Raw genomic sequence first — 17,406 nt, 5'->3', positions numbered from 1 at the left:
GAAATGTCTATTTTACAACACGAATCGAGCAATGGCGTGGGTTTAAGGTATTTTTCTACAGCCTGAAAGCCCCGATGTGGGCTTTAGTTGTTTTTTAGACTGGTAGGAAACGAGAAAGTCTTTTAGTATCAATGAACATTTAAACGCATGCATGCTATTAAAATATTAGGTAGGTGTTAGCCAAGTGTATATATTTGAAATGGAGAAGTTACAGGCTGGCGACATAATTTTGACCGCTCAGACAGGATTTATAAGCAAAACTGTCCGGTTATCAACTCTAAGTAAATTTTCACATGCAATCCTGTATGTGGGCGGAGGAAGCTTTATTCATTCAGATATTCAGGGAGTTCATTCAAATAATATTCAAAGGTTACTTTTTGAAGAAAAAAATCATGTTGAGGTGCGCCGAATTGTTGATGCAAGTTATGTGGCTAATGCAATAATGTTTGCACGCTCTCAAATAGGAATATCATATTCGGTACAAGAAGCAGTAAGAACAAAATACCCTCTGTATAAGGGGAAAAAACTGAACAGACAATTTTGTTCTCGCTTAGTAGCGCAGTCTTTTGAGTATGCAGGAATCAAGCTAGTAAGTAATCCCGATTATTGTACGCCCAAGGAACTACAAAAATCACCTCTTGTAAATATGGTTGCTGGGTGCCTTAGGGTAGCAGAAGATCATGAAATAGAGTTTTCAAATAGTTATAGCCCTCTCCAAAGACAAACGGAGGTAACGAATGCGATTCTAGAAGCAGTAAGGGAATTGACGGGGCAGGATATTCAAAGCTTCGATGATCTAGACCAATTTGTAATAAAAAATCCAGTTTATGATCAGAGGATAACAGATATTGTTAAATCTTCCGGCTATTTGATTATGTTTGACTATGAGTTAACTCAGAACCCTTGGAGATACGATGGTGAAATATTCTTGGCTTTAAATTTTGAGAGTTCATACAAAAGAGAAAGAGCTCAATTAGAATTGGAGAGTGCCGTTAATCAAGTTAAGCGGTACAGCCATAACTACCAAATGTGTCAGAATATTCGTGGACGCTTCTCACTGAGGTATTTTGAAATGAAAATGGAGCTTTATAAAAAACTTATTATCCAAATGAATAAACGAATTGACGCTATGAGGTATGTGATTGCAAATACCTAAAAAAGCTGGGATTCAATGAGCTTAACAGGGCAACCACCTCTAAACCCCACTCATATCAGGGGTTCTGGTAATTGTCTTGCTCATTCCGATGGTTTCCAACCTCGAACTCGTCCGCATGATCAAAGCCATCCGATAACACCAAATCGCCCAACTTAGCCCTTTAATCTAAGTAAGCAGACTAGGTAAACGACAACATCACCCGCGTCAAAGATTTCGCCCAACGCAACTTTGTAGACTTCTAAGCGACAAGCAACTAAAGCCTACGAAAGTGGGCTTTAGTTGTTGTTTTTCATGGGGTAAAGGGATAGTTTTACGATTGATGAATTTAAGAGTTGAACACATTTTATACAAAATTTTCTATTTTGGAGATGTAATGGTTTCTTTAAAGGGAATCTTCCCTATGGATCTTCGATATCCGGGTACTGAGATTAAAGTTGAGTTAATTGTTTTACGTGCATATCTTTCTCAAATGGAAAAAGGCGTGAATTCAGTCTGTGAAAACTACATAATGGAAGAAGAAAAAACATTTAAAGATGCTGAGTACTATGAATATCAGCATGTTTATACTATAGCTGAAGATGAACTCCCACGAATTATTAGAATGCCATTCGTAGTTTCGATATATGCTCTTTTCGAAAATTCGGTTGAACGATTGTTGGATTATGCAAAGATAAAAGAAAATAAAGAGCTATCTCTTAAAGATATAAATGGAAGAAGCCCTTTATCTAAACAAAACAAATATATGAAGCATGTTTTAGGATATGACTATCAGTTTTCCAGTACGATCATGAATAAAATAAATAATATATCTAAAGTACGGAATTATGTAGCTCATGCTAATGGTAATATTAGTAATATTAGTAAAGAAAAAATTAAAGACTTAGAAAAGATTGCTGATGAAGTTGTCGGTCTTACAGTTGATCCAAAATTTATTGATATTTCTTATGATTACTTGATTCATTCTATGGAAACTATTGAATCATCTTTGAAGGATTTAATGAACTACATGGAATCTAAGTATGGTATTGGCCAAACAGTAAGAAATTAAAATTTAGCGTTACAGCAAACGTCAGATAACCCCCTGAACCTCGTTATAATCTCCAAACCAAACACCCCCAAGCCCATCCCTCGATGGGCTTTTTCGTTTCTGTCCTTCCATTTTTGTCTAAGGAGTATTCATGCGTCAGATGATGTCGCTCGGTGGTTTTGTGTTTTCGCTGAGCGAAGGCACGCCATATGAGGGTTTGCAGCGTACTAGCGACGGCGGTTGGGTCGCGGTGGCGCGTTACGGTCAAAAGCTCATAAGCCAAGACGACCTCATCAAAAGCCAACGCCAAGGCTCCAGCGTCACCCTCGACTCTCTTACTTTGTCGGTATGGGCAACCTAAACTCGTCGCAGAAGGCATCCTCACCCTAAACGACACCTTCCCACCCGAAATGAAAGGCAACTGGTCCATCGACAAAGCCGCCGCACGAGGTGATAGTAAAGCAGGGTATCGGTGTACTGTGGTGGCGAGTGAGGTTGCTTGATTTAAAAATGGTTTTCGGTGAAAAATGAAAGTGGCTGGGATCGTGCTTTAAGGGCAGGAAAGGGAAATTATAGGCATTAAAAAAGCCACCAAATGGCAGCTTTAATGAAATCGATTATTTTGCGGAAAGAGGCGTTTTGGGTTTTAATGTGCCTTCTTTTACTGCTTTGGCGTATGCCTCTCCTAAGCGCTTAAGGTTTTTTGCCTTTAATGCAGAAACCTGTTCAATGCGTTTTGATGACATAGCATATCTCCTCGTTGAGATTAATTTCTAACCAGTAGCCGTACTTTAACGTATTGCAATATCTTTTTGCAAGCTTATTGTAGAAGCGTACTAGGTGTGAGTGCGCCGCCGATGCAGTATAAAACTCGCCACCATATTGATTCTTATGAATATTTATTAATGAGCATAGCGCATGTCCTAAAATATTCAAATTTTGTGGAGATAATGGAGGCCCTACAGGTGCCTTGAATTGGGTCTCAACACCACCCTCAATGTTCGGCTCATAGTCAAACTTAACTTCAAATGAAGAGTGAGTCAGCTGATGGCCTATAAAGGCTTGAATGTCTTCTAAAAGGTCCATTTCATTATAAAAGTGGATTGATGGCGAAAAATACACAATATAATTAAGGCCATTGATGTTTATGTCGTAGGTGTCAACTTTGTACGTTCCGAGGTCCAGTTCTTTAAATACCAGGGGGAGTTTAGAGGTTACTTCTATACCTTTTAAAGTATCTGTCACGCTACCAATCGCGCAAATAGTTTAGGTGCTCAATACTTAATAAAGCCATATTAGAATTTTAAGGAAAATAAACAATAGTACTTAATTTCTATTGATCCTAAATAACTATGCCAAACCTACGACAGCGCAACCACCGCCCAAGACGACCTCATCAAAAGCCAACGCCAAGGCACCAGCGTCACCCTCGACTTACCAGGCAACCCCAAACTCGTCGCAGAAGGCATCCTCACCCTAAACGACACCTTCCCACCCGAAATGAAAGGCAACTGGTCCATCGACAAAGTCACCGCACGAGGCGACAGCAAAGCAGGGTATCGCTGTACCGTGGTGGCGAGTGAAGTGGTTTGAGGTTTTTTTGTTGGCATAAGGTGTGAAAGTGCTTAGTATCAAGGAATAAGGGTTTATAGCCTAGAAATAACAGGCTGTGATTTCCTAAAAGAAAGATCACATATGCGACTATTGAAATGTTAAATGCCGATATTGTCTAAATAGAGTATCTATATGAAAGAAAAATTTAAAGTCCCAGATAGTGTAATAATATTGGCCTGTACTCTATTCGGTTATATGGCGGTATATCTTTATGAACTAGGATATTGTAAAGCTTTTGGGATTCCAACGGAGCTAATTAATCCATCTATTTCAAATTACCTTAAGGTTGGTGGGATAAGTATTGCGGTACTGGTTTTTCTGTTTCAAGTTCTTAATTTATTTCATCTAATCATTAATGAAAGCTTACCAAACTCACCTTATAAAACTTTGCTATCTAAATATGGTCTTTTCGTTATTTTGGGGTTGCTAGTTGCAGTTCAATCGTATTTCTATTGGCATACAGTAATATTCTTTCTAGGATTCCCGTTATTAATGCTTTTGGTTGATGTTATTATTCCACTATTTGACCGAGAAGGTACTTATTCAAATCGCCTCGAATTATGGTTAAGTTTTAACGCAAAAGTACCTAATAAAGATTTAATAAACGAACATATAAATGAAAATAATTCAAAAATTATCTTATCTGTAGTTCTTTCAATTTATATATTAGGTGTTCTCACTAATTTTGGTTATGGTGAGGCTTTAAGAAAAGAAAAATTCTCTATTGTTGGAGAGTACGCATTATTAAAAGTTTATGGTGCTCAAGGTATCGTAATGAAGTTTAATAGTGAAACTAACGAGCTCTTGCCTGAATATAAAATAGTTGAAATGAAAAATATAGAATTTAAAGTAGTTGAGCTTGGAAAACTTAGGCAGAAAGATGAAAAATAGCGCTTAATTTTCATCGACTCCAACAAGCCTGCCAAGACGACCTCATCAAAAGCCAACGCCAAGGCACCAGCGTCATACTCGACGCTCTTATTGACTAGACACGGGCAACCAAGCTCGTCGCAGAAGGTATCCTCACCCTAAACGACACCTTCCCACCCGAAATGAAAGGCAACTGGTCCATCGACAAAGTCACCGCCCGAGGCGACAGCAAAGCAGGGTACAGGTGTTCTGTAGTGGCGAGTGAGGTGGTTTAAGTATTTATGGTGCCATTATGGCAACACATTGACATTGAATTATGGGTGGTGTCATAATGGCACCAAGCAGCATTTTTCTGCTTTACAGGGAAAATACAAAAATTTGACTGAATTATATGTTGGTCAAGGAGAAAGTTATGACGGTATCTCATGCTCAAGAAAATGTGCGGCTCGTTGCTAGAGCGCCAAAAGAGGTGCAAGAAATCATTATTAACGCGGCGGAATTATCTGGTGCTTCAATGTCGCAGTTTATGATTGATGCTGCCTTAGATAAAGCAAAAGAAGTGGTAGAGCGCAATAGGCTGCTAAAATTGTCGATGGAAGGGGCTGATCGATTTTTTGAAGCATTAGACAACCCACCGGAGATCCAACATCTTGACGATGCATATAAGGCGTTAAAGGATTACGAAAATGGCTCTGTCAGTTTTAAAAGAAAGCCATAATCGAAAACGCTTTGATTGTGGCAATGAGCGAATTAACAAATTTCTAAAAGAGTCTGCGAACAGTGCGGCAAAGCGAAACCTATCTAGGACGTTTGTTCTAGAAGGGAGTGATGAAACAGACATTGCAGGTTTTTACTCGCTCAGCAATATTGAGGTCAAAGTTCCTGTTCCTCATAAATTATATAAGAAATACCCCAACCCATTACCCGGCGTGACATTAGCCAGAATGGGCGTGGATAAAGGTTACCAAGGACAGGGCATCGCCAAAATCATGGTAATCGATGCTATGCGGCGAACCTTGCTAATAAACGAGAACATGGGAGTTGTTGGATTATTTGTCGATGCCAAAGACGATGATCTCGTTAAATTTTACAAGGATCGCGGCTTCATCTTCCTTCAACGGGAAGAACACACCTCCAAACTTTGGATGCCGATCGACTCCATTGTAAAATTCTTCAAAGATCGAATATAGCCGTATCGATTATCATAATGAATATGCACAACCCTCCGCACCCAGGCGAATTTATTTACGACGTTTATCTTGAGCCAGCGGGCTTGAGTTGCCGCTTTTTGGCTAAGCAATTGGATGTCGCCTCGTCCACGTTAAGTCGTGTCCTGAAAGGGCAGAGCGCGGTGTCGCCTGAAATGGCATTGCGTTTGTCTAAAGCGCTTGGTAGAACACCAGAAAGCTGGCTGGCCATGCAAGATGCCTACGATCTTTGGCAAGCCAAACAACATCTAAATTTAGCGAATGTTCATCCTGTTAACTTTGCAGTGGCTTAGGCCAAGCCGTCCGCATGTACCAAATCACCCAACGTAGCTTCACAGACTTCTAATTGATAGATCGTGTTTACTGGTAAAATTAACATCTCCTCATTTTTGAGGAGATGTTAATTGCCACCCTTTATTTGATTATTTAACGCCCTCAATTTTGAGCTGGTTGAATATGAAGACGGAAAAGGGGGAGTCACGCCCTTTTGATCGCATTATCGGCGGTATGTGCAGGGATTAGATTTCTCTTCTAAAGGCTTCGGCTTCGCGGCCAATCTGTTCCATCAAAGGCATGTCTTCTTGTTTCTCGTGGGCTGGCGGATCAAGAATAGCAATCAGTAGATAGTGATTTTCATCATAGTAGCCAGGGCAATAGATAAGACACTTATCGCTTGTACGTGCCTGCTGATTACGGATTTTTGGCCATTTAGTGAAGTGAATCGGTAGGTGGGCTAGGTGTATGTGCCATACATGCTCTTCTTTGCAAATGGTGGGGCGGTTATTGTCACCGTCTCTACCAAAATGAAGGGGAGGAATGCCTGTTTCTTTATACAGGGCAAAGTCTTTGGCTAAGTCGCTTATATCTGGGTGATCGTTAAGGAAAGAGCTAACACTGACTTGTATTTGAGAGGACATTTATTAGATAACGCGAACCCATCCAGACGTAGTTTTGTCTTTCATGGCAGCTTCAAGACCTTCGCGTGATGCTTTTTCAAGCCCAGCAATATCGTAATGCTTCATTTCTTTAGCATCTTTGTTATCTTGCTTAATCTTGTTGTGACGAGATAAAGACATCGGAGTGGATGACTTATACTCAGCTAGGGTATTCATAGTTTCACCTAAAAATGTAAAATGATATTACACCCGTATTTATAGCTAAGTTTGACGAGATCGTCAAACTTATGATGTGATCAAATGTTAACCAAATAATGATTTTCTGAGTGAATGCGTGTTTGTAAGGCTTTTCTTAACTCATCCTGAAGCTGCTCTAAACGCTCTGCAATAACGTGCTGATTGGCTTCTGGAATCGCTGATGCGGTTGGTAAAGTGAGCCAAAAACGGAAAGCTTAGTTTGCTGGCTGTTTCCAAATGTCGATGCCAGATATACTGCTTTTTTAAGTCACCAGATGGATGAAGTATGAAAGGGCGATGGCAGCACAGTAATAAACTAATAGTAAAAGGGTATGTGTTTGCTTTAACGTCGGTACTGGTTTGGACGGGTTTTATTTTGATATCGCGCGCTGGTGCGCTGGCTGCTTTGTCTTTGCCCGATATGATGATGGTGCGTTTTGGTACGGCATTTCTGGTGTTTTTTCCGTTCATTTGGATTCACCGTAAGGCGATTTTTCAAGTGCGAATGATGTTGCTAGGGTCTATTGGTGGCTTGGCTTATTCGCTTTCTGTTTTTAACGGTTTTCAATCAGCGCCTGCGACTCATGCGGCTTTGTTATTGCCTGGTTTAATGCCAATTATGATTGCCGTGCTTGCCTATTTTTGGGCTGGAGAGAGGCATTCTCGATTTGCTTGGATGGGGATTGGCATTAGTAGCCTGGGCATTTTTGCGTTATTACTAGAAACGCTATTATCTGGCGTGTCATATTGGGTTGGTGATGTTAGCTTTGTCGTTGCCTGCCTATTTTGGGGGATTTTTACTGTATTATTAAGGCGTTGGAAGTTTCCACCGTGGCACGCCACTTTGGGGGTGATCACTGCAACCACTTTACTGTTTACTCCTTATTATCTCACTCAGTTATCCCATGCTTTTAACGATGTGTCTCATAGCATGATTGCCTTGCAGGCTTTTTATCAGGCTATTATGGCGATTGCTGTGCAATTTGTTTGTTATGGAAAAGCGGTACATATTCTAGGTGCGACAAAAATGGGGGCGCTTATGGCGTTGGTTCCTTTGTTAGCTAGCGTGTTTGCTGTCCCATTATTTGGCGAGCCAGTGACAAGTGGTCTGCTTATCGCTTTGGTATGCATTTGTGTGGGAACGATAGTCGGGAACGTGTTGCCGCTTAGACGGCCATTTTAGAATTCAAAAGGGCAGAGTCGTTGATTTCAGCTTTTTAGTTCAATCAATCAAACTGGCTGGGTTACGTGCCAGCATCATCCATCACTAATATTTTATAAACACTGACTTGCCCAGATCTTATCCACAAACTCAGGGTGATCGATAAAGGGATTTCGGTTGCCTTGCAGCTTTTGTACTCGGTCGTTACGGCGTTTTTCGAAGTCGGTTACTGGGAATTCTTCGTTCCACCTAACCAGCGTACATAAGTCGCCAATGGTCGGCTCTCCGCTTTGCTTTTCGTTGCCTTTGACGATGCGTAGGTCTGGCATGTTTTCCGGTGAGGCGTTGTCGCCAGTTTCGTAGCGTGTCGCCATGTAGAAGATCATGCGGGCGATTTGGCCTTTGGCCCGGTCAGTGGGTTCGAAGGATTCATTGGTTTTGTCTACAAAGGTGCCGCTCAGTACTTTGCGACCATCGCCTAAGGTGTCGTAAAACGGTGTGCCACCCACGGCGTACCCATAGTTGCTGTGCGCGCCGTTTATGTTCCGGTCAGCGGGACGCAAGTGGTGCAGGTCGGTGTAACCGTCTTGGCTTTGTTTGGCAAAGCCACGTGACTTTGGCCAAACATGTTCTCTGTCCCATGAGTCGTCATTGCTTTTACCTCGGTTTGCTTGGTCAATGTGCCTTACGTCATCAAGGTATAGCATTTGCACAAGGCCGCATTTGGGTTGCTCGTCGGGGCAGGCTGAGTCGGTATAAACCAAGGCTTCCCAGACGTCTATATTTTTACCATCGTACCAATCGGTATTGCCGCTTTGGGTGTACTTAAGCGGCTGTTGACCATCTATTATGCTGTGTAATTTGGATTTCAATGCATCGCCGATAAGGCCTTGCGTTCCATCGTAGTAACTTGCTGATACACATACCGAGAACAACATAAGAAACACAAAAAAACAGCGACGCATAGCCCATTTCCTGAGGAGTAAATTCGGCTGGATTGTAGGGCTCTTCGCTGTCAGGAATGCGTCGAGATTTGCAGTGTTTTGTGAGTAAGTGTATGAGTTCTATGAGGGTTGTGTGATGGTTTGTTCGACGCTCTTTTTCTTTAAGAATAAACACCTAATGTCCAGTAAATATGCAAGCTGACTGTTTGGGGTGTTATCTGGTGGCTATGTCCTTATAGTTAAGAGTAAGACTTGATAAGGCGATGGCGGTGTTAAGTTAGGGTCATTTCCTTAGAACTTAAAGGAGGCAAGCTATGAACAAGACATTAGTTATTGGTGCAAGTGGCCAAATTGGTCAGTTAATCACAAAAGCATTGGTGGAAACGGGCGAGCCAGTTCGAGCTTTGGTACGAGACAAGAGTAAATTGGCGCACCTTAAAAGTGATGAACTCGAGGTCATGGAGGCGGATTTAGAAGGGGATTTCAGTCGCGCTTTTGCTGGTGTGAGTAATGTTATTTTTGTGGCTGGCTCAGGTGGTGCGACGGGTGCAGATAAAACGCTGTTAATTGATTTATGGGCCTCTAAAAAAGCGGTGGATTACGCTAAAAACAATCAAGTGAAGCAGTTTATTATGCTAAGCAGTATTGGTGCCGATAATCCTGATTCCATCGAGTCCGATATCAAGCCTTATTTAGTGGCGAAGCATATGGCAGATCAATATTTGATGGCATCCGGTGTTCCCTACACCATTGTTCGCCCCGGCCCCTTAACCAACATAGAAGGTCAAGGGAAAATTACCATAAAACGACCCAATACCCGAGATGAAATGGCGATTCCACGAGCGGATGTGGCGAAGTCCGTTTTATTTATTCTGAGTAAGGATAATTTAAATGGCAAAATCTTTGAACTGTTCAATGGCACGTACGATGTGGATAACGTACTTGTCTGAATAAATGACAGGTATTGTGCGGTGAAGTGCGCCCCAATCCAAGCGTTGCGCTCTGATTGGGGCTGCTACTTCAAATTATAGGCGTTTATCAACACAGATTAGGCGGGTTGTGATTTGCCGTTCTGATCTTGACTATTTCCCTGTGATTCAGCAGCTCGAATGCGCTGATAAATTTCTTCACGATGCACACTGATTTTTTTAGGTGCTTTGATACCAACCCGAACTTGGCTGCCTTGTATTCCTAGGATGGTGACTTCCGTGTCGTCCCCGATATGAATGGTTTCACCAGGGCGTCGAGTGAGAATTAACATAATTTCTATCCTTTGATTGTTATCGACACAGTCAAAATACAGTTTATATTGTCTGTTCGTCAACAGTTAATGTTGTTTTTATTTTTTAAAAAGGTATTTATTCAAGTTAGCGTGTCGTGTTTCTTTTGTAAATTGGTTAAAACAAGAGACGCGCTTGTGTTACGACACCAATGATAGCCAAGTCTTGAGAGACTTCAATGGCTCGATAGTCAGAGTTTAAAGGCTTTAGATAAGTCTGACCAACATCTACTACCCATTTTTTGAAGGTTACTTCGGTAGTGTTGGCTAGTTTTGCGACAACTAAATCACCGTTTTTAGCGGTTAAATTTGGCTCAACCAGAATGAAATAGCCCTCGGGGATGCTGATACCTGAGGTCGATGTCATGCTATCGCCAATGACCTTTAACCAAAATGCAGAGGGGGAGGTATCTGGCGGCGTGTCTAAATAAGCTTGCTGCTCAGCGTCCATTGAATAGTTGGGCCATTGTGCCGCTTGAAAGGCGCTAATAATAGGTCTTTGGTGTTGGCTCAGTGAGGTAGGTGGTGCGCTGTCGTTACTGTAATGTGAGCTGCTTTCTCTGACTTCTGTGGTGGTTCCAAGCTGTAACCATTCTGGGCTGCAGTTTAGCGCTTTGGCCAAATTCAGTAATTTGCGTGGGTTTTGTGTTCTGCCGTCTTCGATTTTTTGCAGGGATTGCTGCGTAATGCCGACACGCTTCGCTAACTCGGCTTGAGTCAGTCTATATAAGGCTCTTTTTTGTTTAACGCGATCTGCAATGCTCATGATGGGAATGATTACAACTTTATCTGTATTTGACAAACAATAAAAACTGTCATTAGATACAGTAAAGGTTGTTAAGGGAGGTTATATGTCAGCCATCGCTAAAGCGGTCGAAATTGTAGGGAGTCAAACGGCGCTCGCTAAAATGCTAGGAGTGAAACAAGCTCATGTTTGGAATTGGTTGCATGTTCATAAACGCTCTCCAGCAAAATACATCCGGCGCATCTCGCAAGCAACGAATGGTCAGGTCACAGAAAGTGATTTGCTGAAAGATCATGAGGGTAAATAGTCCGTCAGCGATCCGATTTCATCGCATCGTTCTGATGCCATGAGCCTCATGACGAAACGATAGGGCTAAAACAGAGGTTAGAAGGGGTCTTAAAGACCATAAAAAACGCCTTTTATTACAGTGTAGTAAAAGGCGTTTTGGCTATCCGGCCCAGTGGTTTACCGTCACCTTAGAGTCTTTCTAAGGTGACTCTCTCGTCACCCGTCGCTCGGTTGTTCACCCGGTGGTATTTGAACGTGGCCTTTTGTTTCATTGTCCAAATCTTTGTTGCCAGCCAATGGACGAATGTGGCCGTTGTCGCGGTAGAAGCCGATGTCTTTCAAGTAGTGGTCGTCAAGCTGACGAAAGGCTTGGTTGGTACGACGAGCTTCGAAATACTCTTTAGCGGCGTTGAATAGGGCGATGATGCTCATAAGTTTTCTCCAAAATTAACATTTAATAGTGAGTTTTGGCGGAACTTACGGGGTGTTTCTTACAGAGGTGACCGCGTAAATTCCGCGGTCAATGGTGTATTACACAGGCATTGAACGCGTGGACAAAGTTTTACGTACTCGATTATTCAGGCGAGTTGCGACGGAGGAAGTAGAATGATGTAGCGTGTAAATAGTCATTGTGCTTCTCCTTAACTTTGGGTTGTATTGATTGCGTAATGCATTGTGTAATTTTTGCTCATCAATGAGCTTTTTTATTGAGCCCGTTTTTAAGCCTTATGTCAATCACTTATATCGAAATAACAGTTCTTTTTTTGGGCTTAACAAATACGTTTATGACGAGAAAAAACAGTCTGTTTAGTGCGGTATTAGCGGCGTTTTTTGCTGTACAATTCGTCGCGATTTTCTGGTTCCTCTTTTTTCATCGTTAATAAACCTAGTAAGTGAGCGCATGGCAACGAAAGCAACAATTTATAAAGCATCGGTTCAAGTATCCGATATGGATCGAAACCATTACCAAAGTTATGAATTGACCTTGGCATTACACCCTTCTGAAACGGAAGAACGCATGATGGTGCGTTTGGCGGCGTTTGCTTTATTGGCTGATGAGAAAGAAGGCAGCGAGCAGTTGAGTTTCAGCAAAGGCATTAGCACCGAAGACGAGCCAGATCTTTGGCAGAAGAATTATTCCGATGAGATTTTGCTGTGGGTCGAATTGGGCCAGCCAGACGAGAAACGTTTGCGCAAGGCGTGCGGTCGAGCTCAGCAAGTCATTATTGTTAACTACAATGATAAATCGGACATCTGGTGGGAACAAAACAAAGGCAAAAACAGCCGCTTTGAGAACATGCGTGTGTTGCGTTTCCCTGAGGCGCAAGTGGAAGCCTTAGCGAAGATTTGCACTCGATCTATGCAATTGAATGTGACGATCCAAGATGGCGATATGTGGATTTCGGGTGAGCTAGGCGAATGCCAGATGACACCAATGTGGCGAGGCGAGCAATAAGCTCGCCTCGTTTCTTGTTGTTGGGTTTGAGTGTTGAGTGATCAAGCTTTATGCAAAGTGCGTTGAAATAACGCTACGGCTTTGTTGTAGCATTCTAAGGCGAGGGCAGGGTCGTAACGATCGCCTTCGTCACGCATAAAAGCGTGTTGGCCGTTGAATTCATGCCAAGTGAATAGGCGGTCCGTATCGATCAATTGTTGGTAAATCTTCTGACGTCCTACCGTGGAAACGTGCGGGTCTTGTTTGCCCCACACCATGACTAATTCCCCTTGAATCTCTTTGGTGCGAGTGAAAGAGTCATTGCCTTCGTTGCAAGGAATGGTGTTTGAATGAATGTCTGTCGCGTACAAACAAAAAGATGCCTGAATGCGTGGATGAAGCGCCGCACGGTAAGCCAAATTGCCGCCCAAGCAAACGCCCATGGAGCCGAATTGTCCTGTGCAGTAAGCTTGTTGTTCGAAGTGCGTTAGCATGGCCACCGTATCGCTATCATGAGCTTCTAACGTTTTGGTAAATTTGTCTGCGTTGCCTTTGTCCTTGCCTTCATCGTCATAGCCTAACACTGTACCGATGGGGTTAAGTTCGTGAAACACTTCTGGAACAATCACCACAAAGCCATGACCCGCCATAATGGCAGCGGAACGCGCAATGGGCGCGGTTTGTTGGAAAATCTCGGAATAGAAGAAAATACATGGAAAGCGGCCGTCTGCTTTAGGGCGATAAACGGTACAGCGCATCGTGCCTGTTGGCGTGTTAATATCTTCGTCGTGGCATTGAATGATCATGGTTTTCCTCAAAGAATGTGTTACTGGCTTACATGATATTCGACCCAACCCTGATGAGCCAGCCGCAAACGCAAAATTAAACAGATGAGTGGGAAAAGTACGGTGCGAATTTTATTGATAAGTGCTTATGAAGCCAACAGCCATAAAGCATGGGCACATACCTTAATGAAGGGGCTGAGTCAGCACAATTGGGAGTATTTGTCTTTGCCCGCTCGACACTTCGCATGGCGGATTCGCGGTAATGCCATGAGCTTTGCGTTTGATCCAAAATTTAAGCCCATTTTAGAAAAGTCCTACGATTTGGTCATTGCCACTTCGATGACGGATTGCGTTGGTTTAAAGGCGTTTTGCCCTGATTTGCAGAATGTTCCTTGGATACTGTATTTCCATGAAAACCAATTTGCTTACCCAGCCAGCGATAAGCAACAAGGCTTAATAGAAATGCAGATGGTGACCTTATACAGTGCTTTGGCGGCGGATTGCTGTGTGTTCAATAGCCAGTTTAATAAAGCGTCTTTTTTTGCCGGTGCCCGGGCCTTGTTGAAGAAGCTGCCGGATTATGTCTCACCAGATTGGCTCAATAACACCGAAGATAAAGCGCAGGTTTTGCCTGTGCCTTTGGATATTGCGCATTGTGCTGAATTGAAAGGGGCCACGGGACCTTCTGCTCGTGTCCGCTTGGTATGGTCGGCACGTTGGGAGTTTGACAAAGGGCCAGACCGGTTACTGGCGATTTTAGAAGAATTAGAGCGCCGCCAAATAGACTATGACATTGCCATTCTTGGTGAGCAATTTCGTTCTATTCCAAAAGAATTTGATCTCATCCAAGCCAAGTTCGCCCACCGAATAAGGCAATTTGGCTACGCGCCGAGTCGAGCGGATTACCTAGATTTTCTGGCGTCGTCTGACCTTGTGTTGTCTACCGCATTGCACGAGTTTCAAGGGCTTGCGGTATTGGAAGCGGTTGCGCTTGGTTGTGTGCCGGTATTGCCGAATAGGCAGGTTTACCCTGAATTGTTTGGCGATCAGCGCAATGATATGCCGCATCTTTATCAAAGTGATCTAAAAGACATTCATCATGAAGCGAAACGAGCCGTGGACTTGATTCAGTCTGTTGTCGCGAATGATGTTAAAGCCCCCGATGTGAGTCAGTATCAAGTCGAATATTTATTGGCGAAATATGAGGAGCTGATCAGACAAACCGTATCTTGAGTCTTTATGTATAGACAACTTAAAAATTTAGTCTTCATATAAAAAATCCTTCTTCTTTTTCGTGATGGTCTGCTTCAGGTGGTCGTGATTCAAATAAGCGCATAATTCTTTATTTTGCGCTTATTATGTGCGATTCTCTCAGCCTTGATGGTCAAAATAACAATAATCGAATATTAGTCCTAAGAGAAAATAAGCATTTTTAGCGTGTTTTTATATGTATATACATGTTGGTATGTTTGTTGCTTTTTATCTTGTGATTAATAACCTTCTCATAGGAAGTCTTCACATGAATGCTACTGATCCAAAGTCTGGAGCCGTGTCTCCACTGTCTCTTCTTAAACTCATTGCCTATAGCTGCATTGGTATTTTTGTCTTTTTCATTCCGATCAGCGTCGGTGGAAAAGAAACCATACCGCTGGATCATATTGTGTCCTGGTTACGCGGTGACTACGCTCAAATGACGGAAATCTACGCTATTTTAGTGGTGTTGGCTGGCGGTGCTTACCCCTTCATATCGGGTAGCTGGCGCGCCAGTAAAACCCAAACTGTGTTGTCTATTTTTAAAGTTTTGGGTGTGGTAACGGCTGCGATGGCATTTTTCTCTGTTGGGCCTGCTTTTTTATTCGAAAAAGATATGTTGCCGTTTTTGTTTAGCAAGCTGGTTGTTCCTGTTGGGCTGATTGTGCCGATTGGTGCGGTATTTTTGGCGTTTTTGATAGGTTACGGTTTGCTTGAGTTTGCTGGCGTGCTGTTGCAGCCAATTATGAAACCCTTGTTTAAAACGCCGGGTAAGTCTGCGACTGATGCGGTGGCGTCTTTTGTGGGCAGTTATTCTATTGGTTTGTTGATTACCAACCGAGTTTATAAATCTGGTCAATATTCGGCAAAAGAAGCCGCGATTATTGCGACTGGCTTTTCCACGGTGTCAGCCACCTTTATGGTGATTGTGGCAAAAACATTAGGCTTGATGGAGGTCTGGAACGTCTTTTTCTGGGCAACCTTATTGATTACCTTTGTGGTCACGGCCATCACAGTGAGATTATTCCCGCTGAGCAAAATGGATAACACCGCACAAAATCGTGAGCTAGAGGTGTTTGAGCATTCTCGTTTCAAACAAGCTGCGTTGGAAGGTCTGGAAGTAGCGAACAATGCCGCTCCCATCGCTCGTAACATTCTACAAAACATCAAAGAAGGCATGTTAATGGCAATGAGTATTTTGCCTTCTATTATGTCGGTTGGGTTGTGTGGTTTGTTATTGGCAAAATACACGCCGGTATTTGAATGGATTGGTTACTTGTTTTACCCATTCGCGTGGATCGCACAATTGCCCGATCCAATGATGGTGGCCACGGCGTCGGCGACAGGTTTGGCAGAAATGTTTTTGCCTGCGTTGATCGCTGCGAAAAGCGTCTTCGTGGTGAAGTTTGTGGTTGGTGTGGTGTCTATTTCATCGATTCTTTTCTTCTCTGCGTCGATTCCTTGTATTTTGTCGACCGAGATTCCGCTAAGCATTAAGCAAATGCTGATTGTTTGGTATCAACGTGTGGCTTTGACCATTTTGATCGCCTCACCAGTGGCGTTTTGGGCGGAGCAGTTTGTTCAATAAATTCTAGAGAGTTGTTGGTTCCTTGAATACACCGCTCGACTCCGCGTTTTTTAACTTCTGATGATGTGGGAATCGAGATGATAGGGGAGCAGGGATGCTGCCAGTGCCCTTTTTGAGTGTTAAGTCGTGTATTTCTAGTGGTGTCATTCGCCATGTTTCCTTATCATTCAAACATGACTTCAAAACTTCAATTTACCTCTATCTACCTTCTCGTGTTGCTTGTGTTATGGCTAGGGCTTTTTCTCGACAGTCAAACAGTGTCCGAGCAAGTTCAATACAATCAATGGGTCACCAATGGCTTGGTGCTGTTGTGTTTTGCGTGGGTGTATTCTCACGTTACGTCCAAAATCAAAAAATTGATGTTGTACGGTGTCGTACTGGCACTTCTTGGTGAAGTGGTTTTTTCTATGCTGTTGGGCATGTATGAATATCGGCTGGAAAACGTTCCGCTTTATGTTCCCCTTGGTCATAGCCTTATTTATGCGGCTGTATTTTCTCTGCAAAAAGAAAAAATTATCCAGCGCCACAAGACACGCGTTGTGTCGTTTCTGTACTGGGGAATGATGGTGTATTCCAGCTTATGGTTGGTGCTTGATAAGGACGTATTTGGCTTTCTCTGTATGTTGGGCATTCTCTTTTTTTTGAAAAAGACCCCTGGTAATGAATTGTTTTTTCTTATCATGTTTTACATGGTAGTGTATTTAGAATTACTGGGCACCTATTATCAGTGCTGGGTTTGGCCTGATATTTGGTTCAATCAGATCTCTTTTATTCCTAGCAGTAATCCACCGAGTGGGATCAGCGTGTTTTACTTCGGTTTCGATATTGGTTGTCTGTGGATTTATAAAAAGCTAAATGCCAAAACATGGCGCCGCATGAAAACACTGCGACGCCTATCTTTCCTCAAGCAAGCCTAAGCAG

At 42.7% G+C, this 17,406-nt stretch carries 24 protein-coding genes; 14 read left to right on the top strand and 10 right to left on the bottom strand.

The annotated features are described in order from the left end of the window. The first annotated feature begins 184 nt into the window (after positions 1-184). The 3 genes from DK187_RS18690 (at position 185) to DK187_RS21270 (ending at position 2,544) form a co-directional block, all read left to right on the top strand. Positions 185-1,156, top strand: a complete 972-nt coding sequence (locus DK187_RS18690) for a YiiX/YebB-like N1pC/P60 family cysteine hydrolase (protein WP_111608838.1) — start codon at positions 185-187, stop codon at positions 1,154-1,156. A gap of 373 nt (positions 1,157-1,529) precedes the next feature. Next, positions 1,530-2,204, top strand: a complete 675-nt coding sequence (locus DK187_RS18685) for a hypothetical protein (RefSeq protein ID WP_188322891.1) — start codon at positions 1,530-1,532, stop codon at positions 2,202-2,204. A gap of 130 nt (positions 2,205-2,334) precedes the next feature. Beyond that, positions 2,335-2,544: a hypothetical protein gene (locus tag DK187_RS21270; RefSeq protein ID WP_223232191.1), complete on the top strand. Its 210-nt coding sequence runs from the start codon at positions 2,335-2,337 to the stop codon at positions 2,542-2,544. A 256-nt stretch (positions 2,545-2,800) separates the two neighbouring features. Here DK187_RS21270 and DK187_RS21510 read toward each other — a convergent pair whose 3' ends face one another. From DK187_RS21510 to DK187_RS21155, 3 genes are all read right to left on the bottom strand, one after another. Next, positions 2,801-2,929: a hypothetical protein gene (locus tag DK187_RS21510; protein WP_261599308.1), complete on the bottom strand. Its 129-nt coding sequence runs from the start codon at positions 2,927-2,929 to the stop codon at positions 2,801-2,803. After that, the gene (locus DK187_RS18675) at positions 2,910-3,428 is read right to left on the bottom strand and encodes a hypothetical protein (RefSeq protein ID WP_111608837.1); all 519 of its coding nucleotides are present in this window, start codon (positions 3,426-3,428) and stop codon (positions 2,910-2,912) included. The genes DK187_RS21510 and DK187_RS18675 overlap by 20 nt, the downstream gene beginning before the upstream one ends. Positions 3,429-3,544: 116 nt before the next feature. After that, positions 3,545-3,793, bottom strand: a complete 249-nt coding sequence (locus DK187_RS21155; protein WP_162623559.1) for a hypothetical protein — start codon at positions 3,791-3,793, stop codon at positions 3,545-3,547. A 136-nt stretch (positions 3,794-3,929) separates the two neighbouring features. Between DK187_RS21155 and DK187_RS18665 the strand changes: the two genes are divergently transcribed. From DK187_RS18665 to DK187_RS18645, 4 genes are all read left to right on the top strand, one after another. After that, positions 3,930-4,688, top strand: coding sequence for a hypothetical protein (locus DK187_RS18665; protein ID WP_111608836.1), 759 nt, complete (start codon positions 3,930-3,932; stop codon positions 4,686-4,688). 391 nt (positions 4,689-5,079) lie between these two features. Next, positions 5,080-5,385, top strand: coding sequence for a type II toxin-antitoxin system TacA family antitoxin (locus DK187_RS18655; RefSeq protein ID WP_162623558.1), 306 nt, complete (start codon positions 5,080-5,082; stop codon positions 5,383-5,385). Beyond that, positions 5,354-5,857, top strand: a complete 504-nt coding sequence (locus DK187_RS18650) for a GNAT family N-acetyltransferase (protein WP_111608834.1) — start codon at positions 5,354-5,356, stop codon at positions 5,855-5,857. Before DK187_RS18655 ends, DK187_RS18650 begins: the two co-directional genes overlap by 32 nt. 17 nt (positions 5,858-5,874) lie before the next feature. Next, positions 5,875-6,168 (top strand): HigA family addiction module antitoxin, encoded by a 294-nt coding sequence (locus DK187_RS18645; RefSeq protein WP_111608833.1) that lies wholly within the window; start codon positions 5,875-5,877, stop codon positions 6,166-6,168. 225 nt (positions 6,169-6,393) lie between these two features. Here DK187_RS18645 and DK187_RS18640 read toward each other — a convergent pair whose 3' ends face one another. Next, entirely contained in the window at positions 6,394-6,792 is a 399-nt protein-coding gene (locus tag DK187_RS18640) for a type II toxin-antitoxin system YafO family toxin (protein ID WP_111608832.1), read from the bottom strand. A gap of 3 nt (positions 6,793-6,795) precedes the next feature. Beyond that, positions 6,796-6,987, bottom strand: a complete 192-nt coding sequence (locus DK187_RS18635) for a hypothetical protein (RefSeq protein WP_111608831.1) — start codon at positions 6,985-6,987, stop codon at positions 6,796-6,798. A gap of 307 nt (positions 6,988-7,294) precedes the next feature. Between DK187_RS18635 and DK187_RS18630 the strand changes: the two genes are divergently transcribed. Continuing rightward, the gene (locus DK187_RS18630; protein WP_111608830.1) at positions 7,295-8,191 is read left to right on the top strand and encodes a DMT family transporter; all 897 of its coding nucleotides are present in this window, start codon (positions 7,295-7,297) and stop codon (positions 8,189-8,191) included. Positions 8,192-8,283: 92 nt separating this feature from the next. Here the strand turns inward: DK187_RS18630 and DK187_RS18625 are convergent, their stop codons facing one another. Further along, entirely contained in the window at positions 8,284-9,135 is an 852-nt protein-coding gene (locus tag DK187_RS18625) for an endonuclease I family protein (RefSeq protein WP_111608829.1), read from the bottom strand. A 293-nt stretch (positions 9,136-9,428) separates the two neighbouring features. Here DK187_RS18625 and DK187_RS18620 point away from each other — a divergent pair, with 293 nt between their 5' ends. Next, complete coding sequence (locus DK187_RS18620) at positions 9,429-10,064, top strand: SDR family oxidoreductase (protein WP_111608828.1); 636 nt, start codon at positions 9,429-9,431, stop codon at positions 10,062-10,064. A gap of 98 nt (positions 10,065-10,162) precedes the next feature. Here the strand turns inward: DK187_RS18620 and csrA are convergent, their stop codons facing one another. Together csrA and DK187_RS18610 are read right to left on the bottom strand one after the other, a co-directional pair. Beyond that, on the bottom strand, positions 10,163-10,375 hold the full coding sequence (csrA, locus tag DK187_RS18615) for a carbon storage regulator CsrA (RefSeq protein WP_111608827.1): 213 nt from the start codon (positions 10,373-10,375) through the stop codon (positions 10,163-10,165). Between the two features lie 136 nt (positions 10,376-10,511). After that, positions 10,512-11,159 carry a LexA family protein gene (locus tag DK187_RS18610; RefSeq protein ID WP_111608826.1) on the bottom strand — a complete coding sequence of 216 codons (648 nt, stop codon included), beginning with the start codon at positions 11,157-11,159 and terminating at the stop codon, positions 10,512-10,514. 85 nt (positions 11,160-11,244) lie between these two features. Between DK187_RS18610 and DK187_RS18605 the strand changes: the two genes are divergently transcribed. Beyond that, positions 11,245-11,445, top strand: a complete 201-nt coding sequence (locus DK187_RS18605; protein ID WP_111608825.1) for a helix-turn-helix domain-containing protein — start codon at positions 11,245-11,247, stop codon at positions 11,443-11,445. A gap of 197 nt (positions 11,446-11,642) precedes the next feature. Here DK187_RS18605 and DK187_RS18600 read toward each other — a convergent pair whose 3' ends face one another. Beyond that, complete coding sequence (locus DK187_RS18600) at positions 11,643-11,858, bottom strand: DUF1127 domain-containing protein (protein WP_111608824.1); 216 nt, start codon at positions 11,856-11,858, stop codon at positions 11,643-11,645. A 469-nt stretch (positions 11,859-12,327) separates the two neighbouring features. Between DK187_RS18600 and DK187_RS18595 the strand changes: the two genes are divergently transcribed. Continuing rightward, positions 12,328-12,882, top strand: a complete 555-nt coding sequence (locus tag DK187_RS18595; RefSeq protein ID WP_111608823.1) for a YaeQ family protein — start codon at positions 12,328-12,330, stop codon at positions 12,880-12,882. 41 nt (positions 12,883-12,923) lie between these two features. Here DK187_RS18595 and DK187_RS18590 read toward each other — a convergent pair whose 3' ends face one another. Then, a complete protein-coding gene (locus DK187_RS18590) occupies positions 12,924-13,667 on the bottom strand; it encodes a dienelactone hydrolase family protein (protein WP_111608822.1) in 744 nt (247 codons plus the stop codon). 102 nt (positions 13,668-13,769) lie between these two features. Here DK187_RS18590 and DK187_RS18585 point away from each other — a divergent pair, with 102 nt between their 5' ends. The 3 genes from DK187_RS18585 (at position 13,770) to DK187_RS18575 (ending at position 17,402) form a co-directional block, all read left to right on the top strand. Next, positions 13,770-14,879 (top strand): tRNA-queuosine alpha-mannosyltransferase domain-containing protein, encoded by a 1,110-nt coding sequence (locus DK187_RS18585; RefSeq protein WP_111608821.1) that lies wholly within the window; start codon positions 13,770-13,772, stop codon positions 14,877-14,879. Between the two features lie 286 nt (positions 14,880-15,165). Continuing rightward, positions 15,166-16,485, top strand: a complete 1,320-nt coding sequence (locus tag DK187_RS18580) for a YjiH family protein (protein ID WP_223232190.1) — start codon at positions 15,166-15,168, stop codon at positions 16,483-16,485. 152 nt (positions 16,486-16,637) lie between these two features. Then, positions 16,638-17,402: a hypothetical protein gene (locus tag DK187_RS18575; protein WP_204355658.1), complete on the top strand. Its 765-nt coding sequence runs from the start codon at positions 16,638-16,640 to the stop codon at positions 17,400-17,402. Positions 17,403-17,406: the final 4 nt, after the last annotated feature.

Origin of the sequence: Marinomonas arctica (assembly GCF_003259225.1) — a bacterium.
GTDB classification, from domain to species: Bacteria; Pseudomonadota; Gammaproteobacteria; order Pseudomonadales; family Marinomonadaceae; genus Marinomonas; species Marinomonas arctica.
Note: the sequence above shows the minus strand (reverse complement) of the source record. Positions and strands in the feature narration are given on the sequence as shown.